Source organism: Brevibacterium pigmentatum, from assembly GCF_011617465.1.
GTDB lineage: Bacteria > Actinomycetota > Actinomycetes > Actinomycetales > Brevibacteriaceae > Brevibacterium > Brevibacterium pigmentatum.
Genome location: NZ_CP050153.1, coordinates 1,462,626 through 1,478,396, shown reverse-complemented (window position 1 = coordinate 1,478,396; position 15,771 = coordinate 1,462,626). Strand labels below are relative to the sequence as shown.

The 15,771-nt window shown below is 64.1% G+C and carries 16 protein-coding genes; 10 read left to right on the top strand and 6 right to left on the bottom strand.

Going from position 1 to position 15,771, the window contains the following annotated elements; all coding sequences use genetic code 11:
• The first annotated feature begins 33 nt into the window (after nucleotides 1-33).
• Nucleotides 34-273, top strand: a complete 240-nt coding sequence (locus tag GUY30_RS06595; protein ID WP_167195274.1) for an exodeoxyribonuclease VII small subunit — start codon at nucleotides 34-36, stop codon at nucleotides 271-273.
• A 39-nt stretch (nucleotides 274-312) separates the two neighbouring features.
• On the opposite strand, the gene GUY30_RS06590 is transcribed toward GUY30_RS06595, so the two are convergent.
• A complete protein-coding gene (locus GUY30_RS06590; protein WP_228281764.1) occupies nucleotides 313-882 on the bottom strand; it encodes a DUF4245 domain-containing protein in 570 nt (189 codons plus the stop codon).
• Between the two features lie 198 nt (nucleotides 883-1,080).
• Between GUY30_RS06590 and glpX the strand changes: the two genes are divergently transcribed.
• The 3 genes from glpX to GUY30_RS06575 all read left to right on the top strand — a co-directional run bounded on the left by glpX (nucleotide 1,081) and on the right by GUY30_RS06575 (nucleotide 4,384).
• Nucleotides 1,081-2,205, top strand: coding sequence for a class II fructose-bisphosphatase (glpX, locus tag GUY30_RS06585; protein WP_208091498.1), 1,125 nt, complete (start codon nucleotides 1,081-1,083; stop codon nucleotides 2,203-2,205).
• 60 nt (nucleotides 2,206-2,265) lie between these two features.
• A complete protein-coding gene (locus tag GUY30_RS06580) occupies nucleotides 2,266-2,892 on the top strand; it encodes a carbonic anhydrase (protein ID WP_167195268.1) in 627 nt (208 codons plus the stop codon).
• A gap of 88 nt (nucleotides 2,893-2,980) precedes the next feature.
• Nucleotides 2,981-4,384, top strand: a complete 1,404-nt coding sequence (locus GUY30_RS06575) for a class II fumarate hydratase (RefSeq protein ID WP_167195267.1) — start codon at nucleotides 2,981-2,983, stop codon at nucleotides 4,382-4,384.
• A 113-nt stretch (nucleotides 4,385-4,497) separates the two neighbouring features.
• Here the strand turns inward: GUY30_RS06575 and GUY30_RS06570 are convergent, their stop codons facing one another.
• Both GUY30_RS06570 and GUY30_RS06565 read right to left on the bottom strand, forming a co-directional pair.
• Nucleotides 4,498-5,805 (bottom strand): RNA 5'-3' helicase PhoH2, encoded by a 1,308-nt coding sequence (locus GUY30_RS06570; protein WP_167195264.1) that lies wholly within the window; start codon nucleotides 5,803-5,805, stop codon nucleotides 4,498-4,500.
• Nucleotides 5,806-6,016: 211 nt separating this feature from the next.
• A complete protein-coding gene (locus tag GUY30_RS06565; RefSeq protein ID WP_167195261.1) occupies nucleotides 6,017-6,778 on the bottom strand; it encodes an isoprenyl transferase in 762 nt (253 codons plus the stop codon).
• A gap of 103 nt (nucleotides 6,779-6,881) precedes the next feature.
• Here GUY30_RS06565 and trhA point away from each other — a divergent pair, with 103 nt between their 5' ends.
• Entirely contained in the window at nucleotides 6,882-7,667 is a 786-nt protein-coding gene (gene trhA / locus GUY30_RS06560) for a PAQR family membrane homeostasis protein TrhA (protein ID WP_167195258.1), read from the top strand.
• A gap of 156 nt (nucleotides 7,668-7,823) precedes the next feature.
• Here trhA and GUY30_RS17905 read toward each other — a convergent pair whose 3' ends face one another.
• On the bottom strand, nucleotides 7,824-8,219 hold the full coding sequence (locus GUY30_RS17905; protein ID WP_228281762.1) for a hypothetical protein: 396 nt from the start codon (nucleotides 8,217-8,219) through the stop codon (nucleotides 7,824-7,826).
• Nucleotides 8,216-9,226, bottom strand: coding sequence for a mycothiol conjugate amidase Mca (mca, locus tag GUY30_RS06550; protein WP_167195255.1), 1,011 nt, complete (start codon nucleotides 9,224-9,226; stop codon nucleotides 8,216-8,218). Before mca ends, GUY30_RS17905 begins: the two co-directional genes overlap by 4 nt.
• Before the next feature lie 123 nt (nucleotides 9,227-9,349).
• On the opposite strand from mca, the gene GUY30_RS06545 reads away from it, so the two are divergent.
• Both GUY30_RS06545 and greA read left to right on the top strand, forming a co-directional pair.
• A complete protein-coding gene (locus GUY30_RS06545; protein WP_167195252.1) occupies nucleotides 9,350-9,775 on the top strand; it encodes a DUF4307 domain-containing protein in 426 nt (141 codons plus the stop codon).
• 259 nt (nucleotides 9,776-10,034) lie between these two features.
• Nucleotides 10,035-10,529 carry a transcription elongation factor GreA gene (gene greA / locus GUY30_RS06540; protein WP_167195249.1) on the top strand — a complete coding sequence of 165 codons (495 nt, stop codon included), beginning with the start codon at nucleotides 10,035-10,037 and terminating at the stop codon, nucleotides 10,527-10,529.
• A gap of 54 nt (nucleotides 10,530-10,583) precedes the next feature.
• Here greA and GUY30_RS06535 read toward each other — a convergent pair whose 3' ends face one another.
• On the bottom strand, nucleotides 10,584-11,990 hold the full coding sequence (locus GUY30_RS06535) for an AI-2E family transporter (protein ID WP_167195246.1): 1,407 nt from the start codon (nucleotides 11,988-11,990) through the stop codon (nucleotides 10,584-10,586).
• A 64-nt stretch (nucleotides 11,991-12,054) separates the two neighbouring features.
• Here GUY30_RS06535 and GUY30_RS06530 point away from each other — a divergent pair, with 64 nt between their 5' ends.
• The 3 genes from GUY30_RS06530 to GUY30_RS06520 all read left to right on the top strand — a co-directional run bounded on the left by GUY30_RS06530 (nucleotide 12,055) and on the right by GUY30_RS06520 (nucleotide 15,701).
• Nucleotides 12,055-13,044 carry an SGNH/GDSL hydrolase family protein gene (locus GUY30_RS06530; protein WP_228281761.1) on the top strand — a complete coding sequence of 330 codons (990 nt, stop codon included), beginning with the start codon at nucleotides 12,055-12,057 and terminating at the stop codon, nucleotides 13,042-13,044.
• Nucleotides 13,041-13,766, top strand: coding sequence for a Maf family protein (locus GUY30_RS06525; RefSeq protein WP_167195242.1), 726 nt, complete (start codon nucleotides 13,041-13,043; stop codon nucleotides 13,764-13,766). The genes GUY30_RS06530 and GUY30_RS06525 overlap by 4 nt, the downstream gene beginning before the upstream one ends.
• A gap of 123 nt (nucleotides 13,767-13,889) precedes the next feature.
• The gene (locus tag GUY30_RS06520) at nucleotides 13,890-15,701 is read left to right on the top strand and encodes an acetyl/propionyl/methylcrotonyl-CoA carboxylase subunit alpha (RefSeq protein ID WP_167195240.1); all 1,812 of its coding nucleotides are present in this window, start codon (nucleotides 13,890-13,892) and stop codon (nucleotides 15,699-15,701) included.
• Nucleotides 15,702-15,771: the final 70 nt, after the last annotated feature.

The window sequence follows — 15,771 nt, the reverse complement described above, 5'->3', positions numbered from 1 at the left end:
CCACGTTCCACACACTCTGCGAAGGAGACACCGATGACCGAACCGACGGCACAACAGGACCAGCCCGACATCAGCACACTCAGCTACGAGCAGGCGCGCGAAGAACTCGTCATGACCGTCAAGCGTTTGGAGACCGGCAACCTGCCGCTCGAAGAGTCACTGCGGCTGTGGGAGCGCGGCGAAGCTCTCGCCGACCGGTGCCAGTCGTGGCTCGATGGAGCGCGGGAGCGCCTTGACAAGGCCCGTGAGGAGACCTCGGACGACACCGAATAGGTCTCCAGGTCAGCCGAAGTTCAGCCAGGGCCGCCGAGATCACTTGAGTTCGGCGGCCACCTGATCGGCGAAGCTATTGACGGTGTCCGGCGCAGCGGTGGCAGTCAGAACGACATACATATCGCCCTTGTGCGTGACCCAGTATTCCTTCGCCTCTGCAGTGCGGTAGACCTGGAAGTCGGCACCGCCGACGGTCACCTTCTCGGCAGCGATAGCCTCGTCGGTCTTCCGCTTCGCCCAGTTCGCGCTGGCTTCGGCCTGCTCGATGCTCACCCACTGGTCGTCGGGGCCGATGAACGACATGTACCACGAGGTGTATTCGGAGTCGCCCATACGATCGAGGCTGGCCTCGTTCGACGTCCATCCGCGCGGGATCTGCGGAACGATGAGGTCGAACTCGGCGTTGCCCTGTGACTGCTCGGCGATCCCCTGATAGTCGACGACACGTTCTGAGTCGACTTCGGGCTGCGGGGCGAGGAACAGGATCCCGACGGCGACTGCGAGACAGGCGAGGATCGCGATGACCATATTGACCCAGTTCGAGTTCTTGCGCAGGAAGCGCATCTCTTCCCGGGACCCCGGCAGCATCACTCCGGACTCATCAGCCATGGACTCTCCCCTGGGACTCGGCATCGTCTCGTCGACGACCGTTCGAGCACCCGTCTCGTCGGCAGCATTTCGGACATTCACACCGCCATTGTCCTCGGCTCGCGCGCGAAGGGCCAATTCCGGTCCGAGGACGTGACTGCGGCCACAAGCAGACACCGCTGTCGCGACCCCGATCACAGGGGTGGCACAATTGGAAGCATGAGTGACTCCAAAGAGCCTGTTGACGTGAAATCTCACCATGACCGAGGACGAGTTGATGAGGAGGCTCCGCCTGTCGCAGTGACCGACTCATGGTCACAGAAGGCTCAGGTCGAGTCGGATGCTCCCGACCGCAACTTGGCTCTGGAGCTCGTCCGAGTCACCGAGGCCGCAGCCATCGCCGCAGCCCCCTGGGTCGGCCGCGGCGACAAGAACGCAGCCGACGGAGCGGCCGTGGCCGCGATGCGCAATGTCATCTCCACCGTCCGCATGGCCGGCACCGTCGTCATCGGCGAGGGTGAGAAGGACGAAGCTCCGATGCTCTTCAACGGCGAGCAGGTCGGCGACGGCGGCGGACCGCACTGCGATGTTGCTGTCGACCCGATCGACGGCACTCGCCTGACCGCTCTGGGCATGCCCAATGCGATCTCTGTCATGGCTGTGACCGAAGACGGCGCGATGTATGACCCCTCTGCCGTGTTCTACATGGAGAAGCTCGTCACCGGCCCCGATGCCGCTGATGCCGTCGACATGCGTCTGCCGATCGCTGAGAACATCCGCCGCGTCGCCAAGGCGAAGGGAACGAAGGATCCCGCCTCGGTGACGGTGATGATCCTCGACCGTCCCCGCCACCAGCAGATGATCGATGAGATCCGCGCCGCCGGCGCCCGCATCCAGCTCATCACCGATGGCGACGTCGCCGGAGCCATCGCCGCCTGCCGTCCCGGAACCGGCGTCGACATGCTCATGGGCATCGGCGGTACCCCCGAAGGCATCATCACCGCCTGCGCCATCAAAGCACTCGGCGGAGTCATCCAGGGCCGACTGTGGCCGCAGGACGACACCGAACGCGAAGCCGCCTCCAAGGCCGGCCTCGACGTCAACAAGGTACTCAACACCGACGACCTCGTCACCGGTGACAACAGCTACTTCGTCGCCACGGGCATCACCAACGGCGATCTGCTCGATGGCGTGAAGTTCCAGGGCAACCACGTCACCACGCATTCCCTGGTGATGCGGTCGAAGTCGGGAACCGTCCGTCAGGTCTTCGCCGAGCACCAGGCAGCGAAGACCCACTCATACGTGGAGGCCGCCGAAGAAGCCGCACGCCGCGGACTGGTCTGACCTCCAATCGCACCCGGGCCCGGGTACGATCCACACAATTCGGAAGCAGGTGCGAAAGCAATGCCCAATCAGGCGTGGAAGCGACTCCTCGAGGGAAATCAGCGTTTCGTCGACGATGTCCCTCGACACCCCAACCAGGACACCGCACGACGCGAGTCGCTGTCGGACAGCCAGACCCCGTTCGTCACTCTCTTCGGCTGCTCGGACTCCCGAGTCGCCGCTGAGATGATCTTCGACGTCGGACTCGGCGATATGTTCGTCGTCCGCAATGCCGGACAGGTCGTCGACCCGGTCACCTTGGGATCGCTCGAATACGGGGTCGAGGTGCTCGGCACTCCACTGCTCGTCGTGCTCGGACACGACAGCTGCGGAGCCGTGACCGCTGCCTACAATGCCTACGACTCGGGTGAGACTCCTCCCGGATTCATCTCCGACGTAGTCGCCCGCATCCTGCCGACCGTGGCACGGGCCCGGAAGAACGGGCGCACCACGGTCAACGAGACCGTCGGCCAGAACACCATGGACACGGTCGACAAAATCATGCAGCTGTCCACGATCATCAAGACCGCTGTCGATGAGGGCCGACTCATCATCGTCGGACTCACCTACCAACTCCACGATGGCCACACCACGGTCGTCGCCCAATACGGAGGCGACGAGGCCGCGGTCTCCACCTATGCTTCTTGAGCGACCGGCCACCTCGGTGGTCAGCCGTTCAGCCCTACGAGCCTGAGCTCCGCAATCATTTCCCCGGCACCCAACGGAAAGGACAACAATGACCGAAGAATTTCGCATCGAACACGACACCATGGGTGATGTCAAAGTCCCAAAGGACGCCCTCTACAGCGCACAGACCCAGCGTGCCGTCGAGAACTTCCCGATCTCGGGCAAGACCCTCGAATCAGCCCACATCGCCGCACTGGCACAGGTGAAGAAGGCCGCAGCGAAGGCCAACGCCGAACTCGGCGTGCTTGACGAAGCCCGCGCCACAGCCATCCAGAACGCCGCCGATCGGGTCATCGCAGGCGAATTCGACGCCCACTTCCCCATCGACGTTTTCCAGACCGGTTCGGGAACCTCGTCGAACATGAACACCAACGAGGTCCTTGCCTCGCTGGCGACCAAGGCACTCGAAGCCGACGGAATCAACGTCCACCCGAACGACCATGTCAACGCCTCGCAGTCGTCGAACGACGTCTTCCCCACCTCGGTGCACCTGGCCGTGACCAAGGCCCTGGTCAACACGCTCATCCCGGCCATGGACACCCTGGCGACTTCGCTGGAGAAGAAGGCGAAGGAGTTCTCCTCGATCGTCAAGTCCGGACGCACCCACCTCATGGATGCCACTCCTGTAACCCTCGGTCAGGAGTTCGGCGGCTACGCAGCTCAGGTCCGTTACGGAATCGAGCGCATCGAGGCGTCCCTGCCGCGCGTGGCGGAGGTCCCGCAGGGCGGAACCGCTGTGGGCACCGGCATCAACACCCCCGACGGCTTCTCCTCCCGTGTGGTCGAGATCCTCGCCGAGGAGACCGGACTGCCGATCACCGAGGCCCGCAACCACTTCGAAGCGCAGGCCAACCGCGACGGACTCATCGAAGCCTCCGGTCAGCTGCGGACCATCGCCTACGGCTACATGAAGATCTGCAACGACCTGCGCTGGATGGGTTCGGGACCGAACACCGGTCTCGGCGAGATCGCCATCCCCGATCTCCAGCCCGGTTCGTCGATCATGCCGGGCAAGGTCAACCCGGTCATCTGCGAGGCCACCATTCAGGTCGCCGCTCAGGTCATCGGCAACGACGCCGCAGTCTCGCTCTCGTCGACCAACGGCGCCTTCGAGCTCAACGTCGGAATCCCGGTCATGGCTTCGAACCTGCTCGAGTCGATCCGCCTGCTCGCGAACGCCTCGACCGTCATGGCCGAGAAGATGATCGACGGACTCACCGCCAATGAGGAGCGTGCCCGCTTCCTCGCCGAGGCGAGCCCCTCCATCGTCACTCCGCTGAACAAGGTCATCGGCTACGAAGCCGCGGCGAAGATCGCCAAGCACGCCGTGAACAACAAGATGACGGTCAAGGAAGCGACGATCGCTCTCGGCTTCGTCGAGAACGGCTCCATCACCGAGGCCGACCTCGACAAGGCCCTCGATGTCACCACGATGATCGGCAACTACAAGTAAGTCGCCGATCTGACTGATCAGCACGGCGCCCGGACGAAATCGTCCGGGCGCCGTTTCGTTCTCTCGATCCGTTCAGCGGCTCACTGTCTACTCGCGTTCCGGACCACAGCGGCTCAGGAACGGAATGGGTCGAACTCCTCGAGCACATCGGTGACCAGAGCCGCGATCTCCGACCTCTCCGACCGCGTCAGCGTGACGTGAGCGAACAGTTCGTGTCCCTTGAGCTTCTCGATCACCGCGGCGACTCCGTCGTGACGGCCCACTCGCAGGTTGTCGCGCTGGGCGACATCATGGGTGAGCACCACCTTGGAGTTCATGCCGATGCGCGAGAGCACGGTGAGCAGAACATTGCGTTCCAGTGACTGTGCCTCATCGACGATGACGAACGCATCGTGGAGGGAGCGTCCGCGAATGTGGGTGAGCGGAAGCACCTCGAGGATCTCTCTGTTGACCACCTCGTCGATGACGTTCTTGCTCACCAGGGCACTCAAGGTGTCGAACACGGCCTCCGCCCAGGGGTTCATCTTCTCCCCTTCGCTGCCGGGCAGATAACCGAGGTTCTGCCCACCCACAGCGTAGAGGGGTCGGAAGACCATGATCTTCGAGTGCTTGTTCTCCTCGAGCACCTTCTGCAGACCGGCCATGAGGGCCAGCGCGGACTTCCCCGTTCCGGCTCGCCCTCCCATCGACACGATTCCCAGCGCGTCGTCGAGCAGCATGTCGATGGCGATCCGCTGTTCTGCCGATCGGCCGTGGACTCCGAAGATGTCCCGATCCCCGCGCACCATCGACACCCGGTTGCCGGTGCGCACCCGCCCCAGCCCGGACCCGCGTGGTGAGGTGATGACGACTCCGGTGTTGACCACCTCGTCGGAGACATCCTCGGTGACGACCGATCCCGAATCGTAGAACTCGCTCATCTGCTCGTCGTCGAGCCCGAGCTCGCTCATCCCGGTGAAGCCGGAATCGACGGCCAGCTCCGCCAGGTACTCTTCCGCGTGCAGGCCCAGGGCAGATGCCTTCACTCGCATCGGCACGTCCTTGGTCACGACCACCACGTCACAGCCTTCGGCCGAGAGGTTGCGGGCCACGGCCAGGATGCGAGTGTCGTTCTCCGTCCGGTCGAAGCCGATCGGCATCGTGGAGGCGTCGATGTGATTGAGCTCGACCCGCAGCGTTCCGCCCGCATCACCGACCGGAATGGGCTGATCCAATCGGTCGTAGTCCGAGCGGAAGTCGTCGAGGATGTGCAGGGCTTTGCGAGCCGTGAAGCCGAGTTCGGGATGATTGCGTTTGCCCTCGAGTTCGGAGACGACGATGAGCGGAATGACGACGTGGTGTTCGGCGAAGCGCAGAAGCGCTCCGGGATCCGACAGCAACACCGAAGTATCGAGAACGTAGGTGTGGACTTTTTCAGCCATGAGGACCTCTGAGGCGTGAGTTCCGCCGAGATCCGGTTCAGACATCCCCCGATCTCGGGTTGGTGTCGACCAACTACTGTCAACCTAACCCGGTTCGCCCTCGCAGGCGGTAGCGGCACGCGTGCTCGGGCAAGTCGAGGTCATGAACTTCGAGTGAATGCGGGATTCCCTCGCCTGACAGCCAGGAATCCGCGCCGGCCAAAGCCAGGGCCTATTTGCCGAAGCGTCGCTGCCGCAGACCGTAGTCGCGCACGGCACGGAGGAAGTCCGTGCGACGGAAATCCGGCCAATAGGCTTCGCAGAAGTAGAACTCCGAATACGCACTCTGCCACATGAGGAAGCCGGAGAGTCGCTGCTCCCCCGAAGAGCGGATGATGAGATCGGGGTCCGGCTGGCCCTTGGTGTAGAGGTGTTCGCCGATCTGTTCGGGAGACAGCTCCGAGATGATCGTCTCCAGATCCGTGCCGTCGTCGGCGCGATCCCGCAGCAGGGATTTCACCGCGTTGACGATCTCTTGCCGACCGCCGTAGCCGACGGCGACGTTGACCCGCATTCCGCAGTCCTCGGTCGTCGTCACTGCCTCCAGACGGGCCCGCAGATCCGGTGGAACGATATCGAGATCGCCGACGAGCTGGACGCCGACTCCGTCGAGCGCGGCGATCTTCTCGACCAGATCCGAAATGATCTCGATGAGGATCGACACCTCTTCGGCCGAGCGGGCGAGGTTCTCCTTGGACAGGACGTAGAGGGTGACGATCTCCACATCGATCTCGTGGCACCAGCCGAGGAACTCGACGATCTTCGCCGCTCCGGCGCGGTGACCGTCAGCGGTCGTCGCACCGAACTCCTTGGCCCACCTGCGGTTGCCGTCGGTGATGACTCCGACGTGACGTGGAACCGGAACCGACTTGTCGAGCTCACGTTTGAGCCGTCGCTCGTACAGCCGATAGAGCAGGTTCACGGGTCGCGCCACAGCTGTCCTCTTCCATATGGATCATCGGTCGGTTCGAACACTGTACAGACTACTAGGCGACGATGCTTGGTGAGGCCTCAGGCCCGCTCGCTACTATGGAGTCATGAATGCTTCGCTCACCGATTCCTCTCCAGTCGTTCCCGACGGCTCCGGGCCGGTCGGTTCCGCAGGTGCGGACGATGCTCCGGCCGCCGATGACCACCGCGTCGCCCGTCGCCGCTCGGCCCTGCGGGCCGAGTTGACGAAACTGGCCGGTCAGGTCAAGCCGAAGCTGCGTGGCTGGTTCCACGCCGGGGCATTTCCCGTGGCGATGATCGGCGGCCTGGCGCTGGTGATCATCTCCCCGACGATCGAATCGCGCATCGCCGCCGCGATCTTCGCCGTCACCGGCATGCTGCTCTTCGGCACCTCCGCCGTCTATCACCGGGGTCGCTGGCGCACCCGCGTCCGTTTGATCCTGCGGCGGCTCGACCATGCGAACATCTTCCTCATCACCGCCGGCACGTACACACCGCTGGCCGTCCTGATGCTCCGCACCGATCAGGCGATCCTCCTGCTGTCCGTGCTGTGGGGCGCAGCCGCACTCGGCGTCGCCTTCCGCACGATCTTCACCACCGCGCCGAGGTGGCTCTTCGTCCCCATCTACGTCGGGTTCGGGGTCGCCGGAGTCGGATACATCCCCCAGATCTGGGCGACGGACTTCGCCGTCGGTCTCCTCGTCGTCCTCGGCGGTGTGTGCTATATCGCCGGCGCCGTGATCTACGGGATCAAACGACCGAACCCGTCGCCGAAGTGGCTCGGCTTCCATGAGATCTTCCATATCCTCACGATCCTCGGCTACGGCTGCCACCTCGCCGCGCTCATCGTCGCCGCAGTCGAGGCCTACTGACTCCGTCGGGCTCCGCCCGGGACATCTGTCCAGTTCGGCCCGAGGCGTCCGTCCGAGCGCGGAATCTGCGAATACTGAAACGGCGCGATCACCCATCGGTGATCGCGCCATTGTCGTCGAGCTCAGAGAATCAGCATCTTCAGGCGCAGAGACTCATCACCGTTCGTCGGACGGTTCGGAGGAATCGGTCGGCTCCTCCGTCGAGCCGCCTCGGCGATCTGCATCGTCTGCCCCGGTCCCGCTGCCCGCGTCATCGGTTCCGCTGTCGGCCTCATTGGTCCCGTTGTCAGCAGTTTCCGCTTCGGGTGCTTCCGGACCTGAGAGCTTCGACTGGTTGGGCACGACGTGCTTGCGCAGCGGGATCGGATAGGCGTCGCTGGCGCCCGAGTGAGCCCGCACCCGACGGACACGGCGCAGGGCGTCCCGGAGGAGGAAGATCGTCAGGACGACGACGGCGAGGGTCGCCAGGAAGCCGATGGTCCCGGGTGTCACCAGATCCGGGTCCGGTGTGCCTCCGTCCGGAGTCGGGGCTGGGGAGGACGCGAAGATCATGCGCGGGTGTCGCTTTCGGTCGGGACGGCGGAATCAATATCGAGGTCGTCTGCTGGGGGTGAGTCCGGAAGCATCCCCTCATCGGGAACACGACGACCGTCATCGAAGGTCACGGCAGCGAACAGGTCGGTCTCCTGGAAGTCGAGTTCCCGGTTCAGCGGCTCACGGCCGGTGAGGTCGAGTGCCAGTTCGAACTCCTCGGTCGGCCAGTATGTGCGAGCTGCCTTGCGAGACGCGGAGAAGAACCCGCCTTCCGGGTCGATCTGCGTGGCGTGGGAGAGCAGCGCACGATCGCGGGCGGGGAAAAACTCGCTGCAGGCGATCCGGGTGCTCAGCCAGTTGTGGCGCTGGTTGTCTCGCTTCTTGAAGTCCTCGAGATGGTCGGCGAACGGGGACTCGAGTCCCGCCTCGAGCATCTTCTCGTGGATGGTGATCCACTTCTTCGCCGACAGGTCCTGGTTGAAGTAGATCTTCTGCACCTGCCACGGTTCCCCGAGCTCGGGGTGGGAGGTCGCATCAGCGGCGGCTTCGACTGCGGCCATGGTCACGGCGTGGTTCTTGATGTGATCGGGGTGAGGATATCCGCCGAGCTCGTCATAGGTGGTCACCACCTGCGGGCGGAAAGTGCGGATGATGTGCACGAGGGGAAGCATCGCCACCTCGTCGGGGACCCGATAGAAGCATCCGGGAGGAGTCTGGTTGTCGAAATCTCCGTCAGGCAGTCCCGAATCGACGTGGCCGACCCAGACGTGTTCGGCGCCGAGAGCCGCGGCAGCAGTGGCCATCTCCTCACGACGGAGGCCGGCGATGTCTCGGCTGGCCTTGGGACTCTGCAGCAGGCCAGGGTTGAGGATGTCGCCGGCCTCACCGCCCGTCATCGTGGCGATGAGCACCCGGGCACCCAGAGAAGCGTACTTCGCGCTCGTTGCCGCACCCTTCGAAGATTCGTCGTCGGGGTGGGCATGGACGGCCAACAGGCGCAGCCCATGGTACGGAAGCGAAGTCATATCCTAAATGTCCCTTTCGATTCAGCCTGGTGGCCACCTGCTGCCGGCGCTGCGGCTGACATGCTCGCCGGCAGAGGATCGACTACTCTAGATTAGTGCGCGAAGTACTTAAAGAGGAATTCAATGACTGAGGTAACAGTGGCACCACCACTGCATGATGATCGTTACGGCCGGACTCGCAAGCCCAAGCGAGAGCTGAGCCGTCGAGCGAAGATCATCGCCGTCATCGTCCTCGCCGTGGTGGTCGCTGTGATCGCTGTCTGGGCCTTCCGCCCGCAGACGAATCCCACAACGCCGCGCACTCTTGACTATTCGGTTGTCGACGACTCTTCAACGCACGTCAGTGTCGGAATATTTCCTGATCAGGAACGCGACGTGCACTGCATCGTCCAGGCCACGAATGAGGACGAAGCGGTCGTCGGTTTCACCGAGGTGTCCGTTCCCGCCGATCCGAACGCCGATCCGAATTCTCCGAAGCGCATCGACGTCGACCTGGCCACGACACAGCTGGCCGCCTCCGGTCACGTGGCATCCTGCTGGTTCGAATAGTCCCACCGCCGAAACGCTCCGGCCACCTGGAGAGAATGCAGGAGCCGGTCCGCTCGAGTCTCTTCGAGTAGTTCTCGCACGAGGGCGCGCGTTGCGACCACGAAACGCCGGCTCACGGCTGAGAACGTGATGGACCTCATCGTTTTTCTGCTCTGATGCGTTATACTGTAGTTTCATTCAACTTCCGGGCGTGCCCATACGCCCGGTTTTTTCGTTGCCTGACACGCCCGTCAGTGCACCGACCGAAAAAGGAGAAGTCATGACCGAGGAAGTCACCCAGGAAGAAACGTGGTTGACCCAGGAAGCCTTTGACCGCCTGTCGAAGGAACTCGAGCATCTCTCCGGACCGGGTCGTGCAGAGATTGCTGAGAAGATCGAAGCCGCCCGCGACGAGGGTGACTTGAAGGAGAACAGCGGCTACCACGCAGCGCGTGACGAGCAGGGCAAACAGGAAGCACGTATCCGCCAGCTCGAGGTGCTGCTGCGCAACGCCAAGGTCGGCTCCAACGACAGCGACGGCAAGACCGTCACCCCGGGCACCGTCGTCGCAGCGACCGTCGCCGGCAACAGCATGCGGTTCCTGCTGGGCAACCGCGAGATCGCCGGAGATTCCGATATCGACGTGTTCTCGGAGAAGTCCCCGCTCGGAGCGGCTGTCCTCGGCGTCAAGGCCGGAGACAAGACCTCATACGAGGCTCCGAACGGCAAGACCATCGAGGTCAAGGTCGACTCCGTCGAGGCCTTCACCGGCTGACCGAGACCAGACCGAAGTGGGCGGGTGCGATTTCGCACCCGCCCACTTGTCTATTCACTCCTTCTCGGGCGAATCTCTCGTTCCCGAATCTGTCGAATCAGTCTGATCGGGGTCTGTTTCGCGTTCGTCTTCTGCGGACTCGTGGACGGCATCGGTGAGCCGTTCCTTCGCTGATTCCAGGACGGCGGTGGCTTCCCGTTCGTCCGGATCACGTGTTGGGTCCTCCTCCGCGTCCTCGGCGTCACCGGCGTTCGTGCGCACGATGAAGCTGACGACGCTGTTGAGCACTGCCACCAGGGGAACGGCGAAGAGGGCGCCGACGATGCCGAAGAGGAAGCCGCCTCCGGTGACCGCGAGGATCACAGCCAGCGGATGGACGGACACGGCCTTGCCCATGAGGAACGGCTGCAGGATCTGACTTTCGATCTGCTGGACCGCAATGACCACGGCCAACATGATGACCGCGCTGACCAGGCCGTTGGAGACCAATGCCACGAGCACGGCGACCGCGCCGGAGGCGATCGCCCCGACGACAGGGACGAACGAGGTGAGGAAGACGAGCACTGTCATGGGGATGACCAGGGGGATCCCGAGGAACGCGGCACCGATGCCGATGCCGATCGCATCGACGGCGGCGACGAGGATCTGGACCCGCACGTACTGCACGAGTGTCGTCCACCCTTTCAAAGCGGCACCCGTGGCGACGGGGCGGGCCGGGACCGGCAGCAGGTTCATCACCCACCTGAAGATGTTCTGTCCGTCATAGAGGAAGAAGAACGTCGCGAACAGGCAGACGGCCATGCCGGTGAGGAAAGTGCCCACCGAGGAGGTGGCCTGCAGTGCGCCGCCGAGGAGCTGGCTGCTGTTGTTCTGGAAGAAGTTCGTCGCGGTGTCGATGGCTTCGTTCATATAGCTCGAGATCGTCGAGGCATCGATGCCGAAGGGACTCGAGGCCAGCCATCCGCTGATCCCGGAGACACCGGCGATGACCTGTTTGACGAGGTCGGGCATTCCGGAATAGATCTGCTGACCGACGAGGCCGAAGAGTCCGAGGACGACGACGATGAACCCGATGAACGAGATCGCGGCGGCACCGCCTCGAGGAATGCCCTTCTTATTCAGCCACCCGGTCAGCGGCGCGAGCAGCGCGGCCAGCAGCAGAGCGATGAGCACGGGCAGCACGACGCTGGAGATCTTCGACAGGAGCCACAGCGCCACACCGATCGCCACGAGAACGACGATCGACCGCCACGACCATGCGGCAGCGAGCTTGAGACCGGGAGCCACATAGGGTTTGGCTTCGGCTTCGATTCGACTGAGTGCGATCTCCTCGGGGCTGACCGCCTGCGACGGGGTCACTTCGGGCTCGGACTCCGAGTGAGAGGATCCGCGTCCGCGCCGGAACGCCTCCCAAGCCCCTCGGAATCGGTTCGGAGGCTGCTGCTGATCGTTTTCGCTCATGACCCAACAATAGTTGTTGATGCGCTGACAAAGGTGCAATGATGACGCCGGAGGAGGGAAATCAGTGGGAAGACGCTTGATCTATACGCTGGCGACGATGGGAGCGACGGTCGTCGGTGCCAGTGCCTCGGCGGCTGGACTGCTCCGCCACCAGGCCGGATCGCTGCGCCGTTCCTTCGACGACGACAAGAACCGTCGCTATTCCACCTTCACCGAGGCGATCGCCGCCCCGCGTGACAACGACGATGACGACTCCGCCGCCCTGGCCATCATCGGCGACTCCTGGCTGTGCGGGGTCGATGTCGACCCGGAACAGGCACCTCCGACTCTCATCGGCCGCGGGCTGGCTCGGCTGCTCGGCACCTCCGTTCGTGTCCAGACCGCCGCCCGCCCTTCGGCGCTGTCGGATGATCTGCATCGGCAGGTCGACGAGGTCCTGCGCTCTCCGTGGCTCTTCCGTCAGCTCTCGGATCGTTGGAGCGCGGACCGCCGGTTTGCGATCATCTCGATCGGCACCGGCGACATCATCCACCCGATCCAGGCGACCATCGGCGTTCCGGTGCTCAATCAGGCCATCAATCGACTCCAGCGCGAGGGCCGCTATACCGTGTTCGTCCTCGTCTGCCCCAATCTCGGCGGCCTGCCGGGGCTGCGCGATCCGCTCAAGACGTCCCTGCGCCGGACCTCCCGGGTGCTCGCCGGCTCTCAATGGCTCGCCGCCCTTGCCGCCCGCGCGGTGCCGCTGCGGGCAACGGGATCGCTGAGCGGAACGACACGCCGGTCTCTTCTCAACGACTCCGGCCGGTTCCCCAGCGAACTCGGCTATGCACAGCTGTCCTCGACTCTGCTGTCGGCGATCGCCGAACGCATCGAAGCACCGGTCATCGTCGACCGCAGCCTCGACATCCCGGAGAAGGGCGAAGGCGCCCGCCGTCTCGACCTCGTCCCCGGCGGCGATGCCGAATCTGCCGAAATCGCAGAAGAGGCAGAAACACCGGAGCCGCAGAACAGTGCTGTCGAACCCGTTCCGAATCGTTCGGGGGCCGCCTCGTGATCCGCGTGGTCCTCGCTTCCCAGTCACCGTCGCGTCGCACGATCCTCCGCGACGGTGGGATCGACCCGGTCATCATCGTCTCCGAGGTCGACGAACGGGCCATCGAGGATGGTTTCATCGGCTCCGTCGGCGATCTCACCACCGCACTGTCGGAGGCCAAGGCCCGTGCGGTCATCGACCGGATCCTCGCATCCACTCCCCCGACGCTTCACGATGCTGACACCGTCGTCGTCATCGCCGGGGACTCGCTGCTCGAATTCGACGGGCAGGCCATCGGCAAACCGGAAACGGCCGAACGCACTCGCGAAGTGTGGTCGGCGATCGCCGGTCAATGGACACAGCTGCATTCGGGCCATACTGTCGCCGTGCTCTCTCGGACACCGCAGTCGAACGTCTCAGCCGACCGGCCGGAAGCCGAGGGCCACGATCGTGTCGATCCCACCGACTCGGCGACCTTCGAACTCAGCGATCTGCGCTCGAAGCGGTCGGCCACCTCGGTGCTCATCGGCTCACCCACCGCAGCCGAGCTCGACGCGTACATCGCCACCGAAGAGCCCTTCCACGTGGCCGGAGCGCTGACGATCGACGGATACGGAGGGGCCTTCGTCGACCGACTCGACGGCGACCATCTCACCGTGCTCGGACTCAGCCTGCCCGTCGTGCGCGAATTGGTCACCGATATGGGCCTGTTGTGGCCCGATCTGTGGACTCTCCAGCGGTAGACTCGACCCTGTTCCGGTGACACGCCCGAGGACATTGAAGTTCTCGTCGCAATTTTTTATCGCTGTCCTACAAACCCTTGGTGCTGTTCTCTAAATTGTTCTGTGATCATACAAAGGAGCACCATGACCACAGTCCTCTCCGACTCCACGACCTCGGTTCTGAGCACCACCGTTCCGACCGGGGCCGTCCGCCGAGTCCTCATCGCCAATCGCGGTGAGATCGCTCTGCGCATCATCCGGGCCGCCCACGACCTCGGCATCAAGGCCGTCGCCGTGTACACGCGCGCCGATTCCGACGCCGATTTCGTCGAACTCGCCGACGATGCGTGGCTGCTGGACGGCTCCGGAGCCGGGGAGACCTACCTCGACATCGACAAGATCCTCGCCTTGGCCAAGCGCTCCGGCGCCGATGCCATCCACCCCGGCTACGGCTATATGGCCGAAAACGCACAGTTCGCGCAGGCCGTCATCGACGCCGGACTGATCTGGGTCGGTCCTCCCCCGGCAGCGATCGAGCTCCTCGGCGACAAGTCCGGAGCTCGTGCCGTCGCCGAAGCCGTCGACGCTCCGGTCGCCCCCGGCTCCGACGGCGCAGTGACCGATCTGGCCGAAGCCGCAGAGGTGGCCGAGAGGATCGGGTTCCCCATCGTCGTCAAGGCCGTCCACGGCGGAGGCGGACGTGGCTTCCGCGCCTGTGCCGCGGCCGAGGACCTGGAAGCCGCCTACACTGCGGCGACCCGTGAGGCGCAGAGCGCCTTCGGTCGCGGTGAGTGCCTCATCGAGAAGCAGATCGTGCGCCCCCGTCACCTCGAGACGCAGTGCCTGGCCGATGCGCACGGAAACGTGCGGATCGTGTCCACCCGCGACTGCACTCTGCAGCGTCGCAACCAGAAGATCATCGAAGAGGCGCCGGCTCCGTTCCTCACTGCCGAACAGGAGCTCATCGTCTCCGAAGCCTCGGCTCGCCTCCTCGCCCACGTCGGCTACGTCGGCGCCGCGACCTGTGAGTTCCTCCTCGGCGAAGACGGCACGATCATCTTCATGGAGGCCAATGCGCGCATCCAGGTCGAGCACACCGTCACCGAGGAGGTCACCGGAGTCGATCTCGTCGGCTGGCAGGTGCGCATCGCTTCGGGTGAGACCCTGCCCGATGAGTTCCCCGCCGTGCGCGGACACTCCTTCCAGTTCCGCATCAACGCCGAGGATCCCACGACGTTCTTCCCCGCAACCGGCGCGGTGAAGAACTACCGTGCGCCTTCGGGCCCCGGAGTGCGTCTGGACTCGGGAATCGGCGAGGGCAGCGTCGTCGGCACGGACTTCGACCCGATGCTGGCCAAGCTCGTCGTCACCGGTGCCACTCGTGATGAGGCTCTGGCCCGAGCCCGCCGCGCACTGTCGGAGTACCGCATCGAAGGAGTCTCCACGCTGCTGCCGCTGCACCGGGTGCTCGTCGACGAACAGGCGTTCGCCGCCGATTTCAAGGTCTGGACCAACTGGCTCGAAACCGCTTTCGTCAATCCACTTGTCGATCCACAACTAGGAGAACAGATGAGTACTGCAACCGACAGCTTCAGTGTTGTGGTCGAGGTCGATGGCCGCCGGATGACCGTTTCGGTCCCCAAGGACGTCATCTCGGACCTCGGTCATGTTCCCAGTCCCAGAGTGCCGCGGCGCAAGCGCGGGCTGAGCAGCCGCAAGGGTGCGAAGGTCGCTGACGATTCGAATGCGCTCAACGCTCCCATGCAGGGCACCATCGTCTCCGTCTCCGTCAATCCCGGTGACACCGTCGAAGCCGGCGATACGCTTGCCGTCATCGAAGCGATGAAGATGGAGCAGCCGCTCAAGGCCGGCCACTCCGGCACCGTCTCCGAGGTGCTCGTCGACGCAGGCGCCTCTGTGAAGTCCGGTGAGGCGATCATCCGCTTCGCCGCCTGAGGAGTGTCGACTGCCCGCATTCGGTTCGCACCGAATGCGGGCAGTCCCGAATGCAGATATCCCTGCCCGG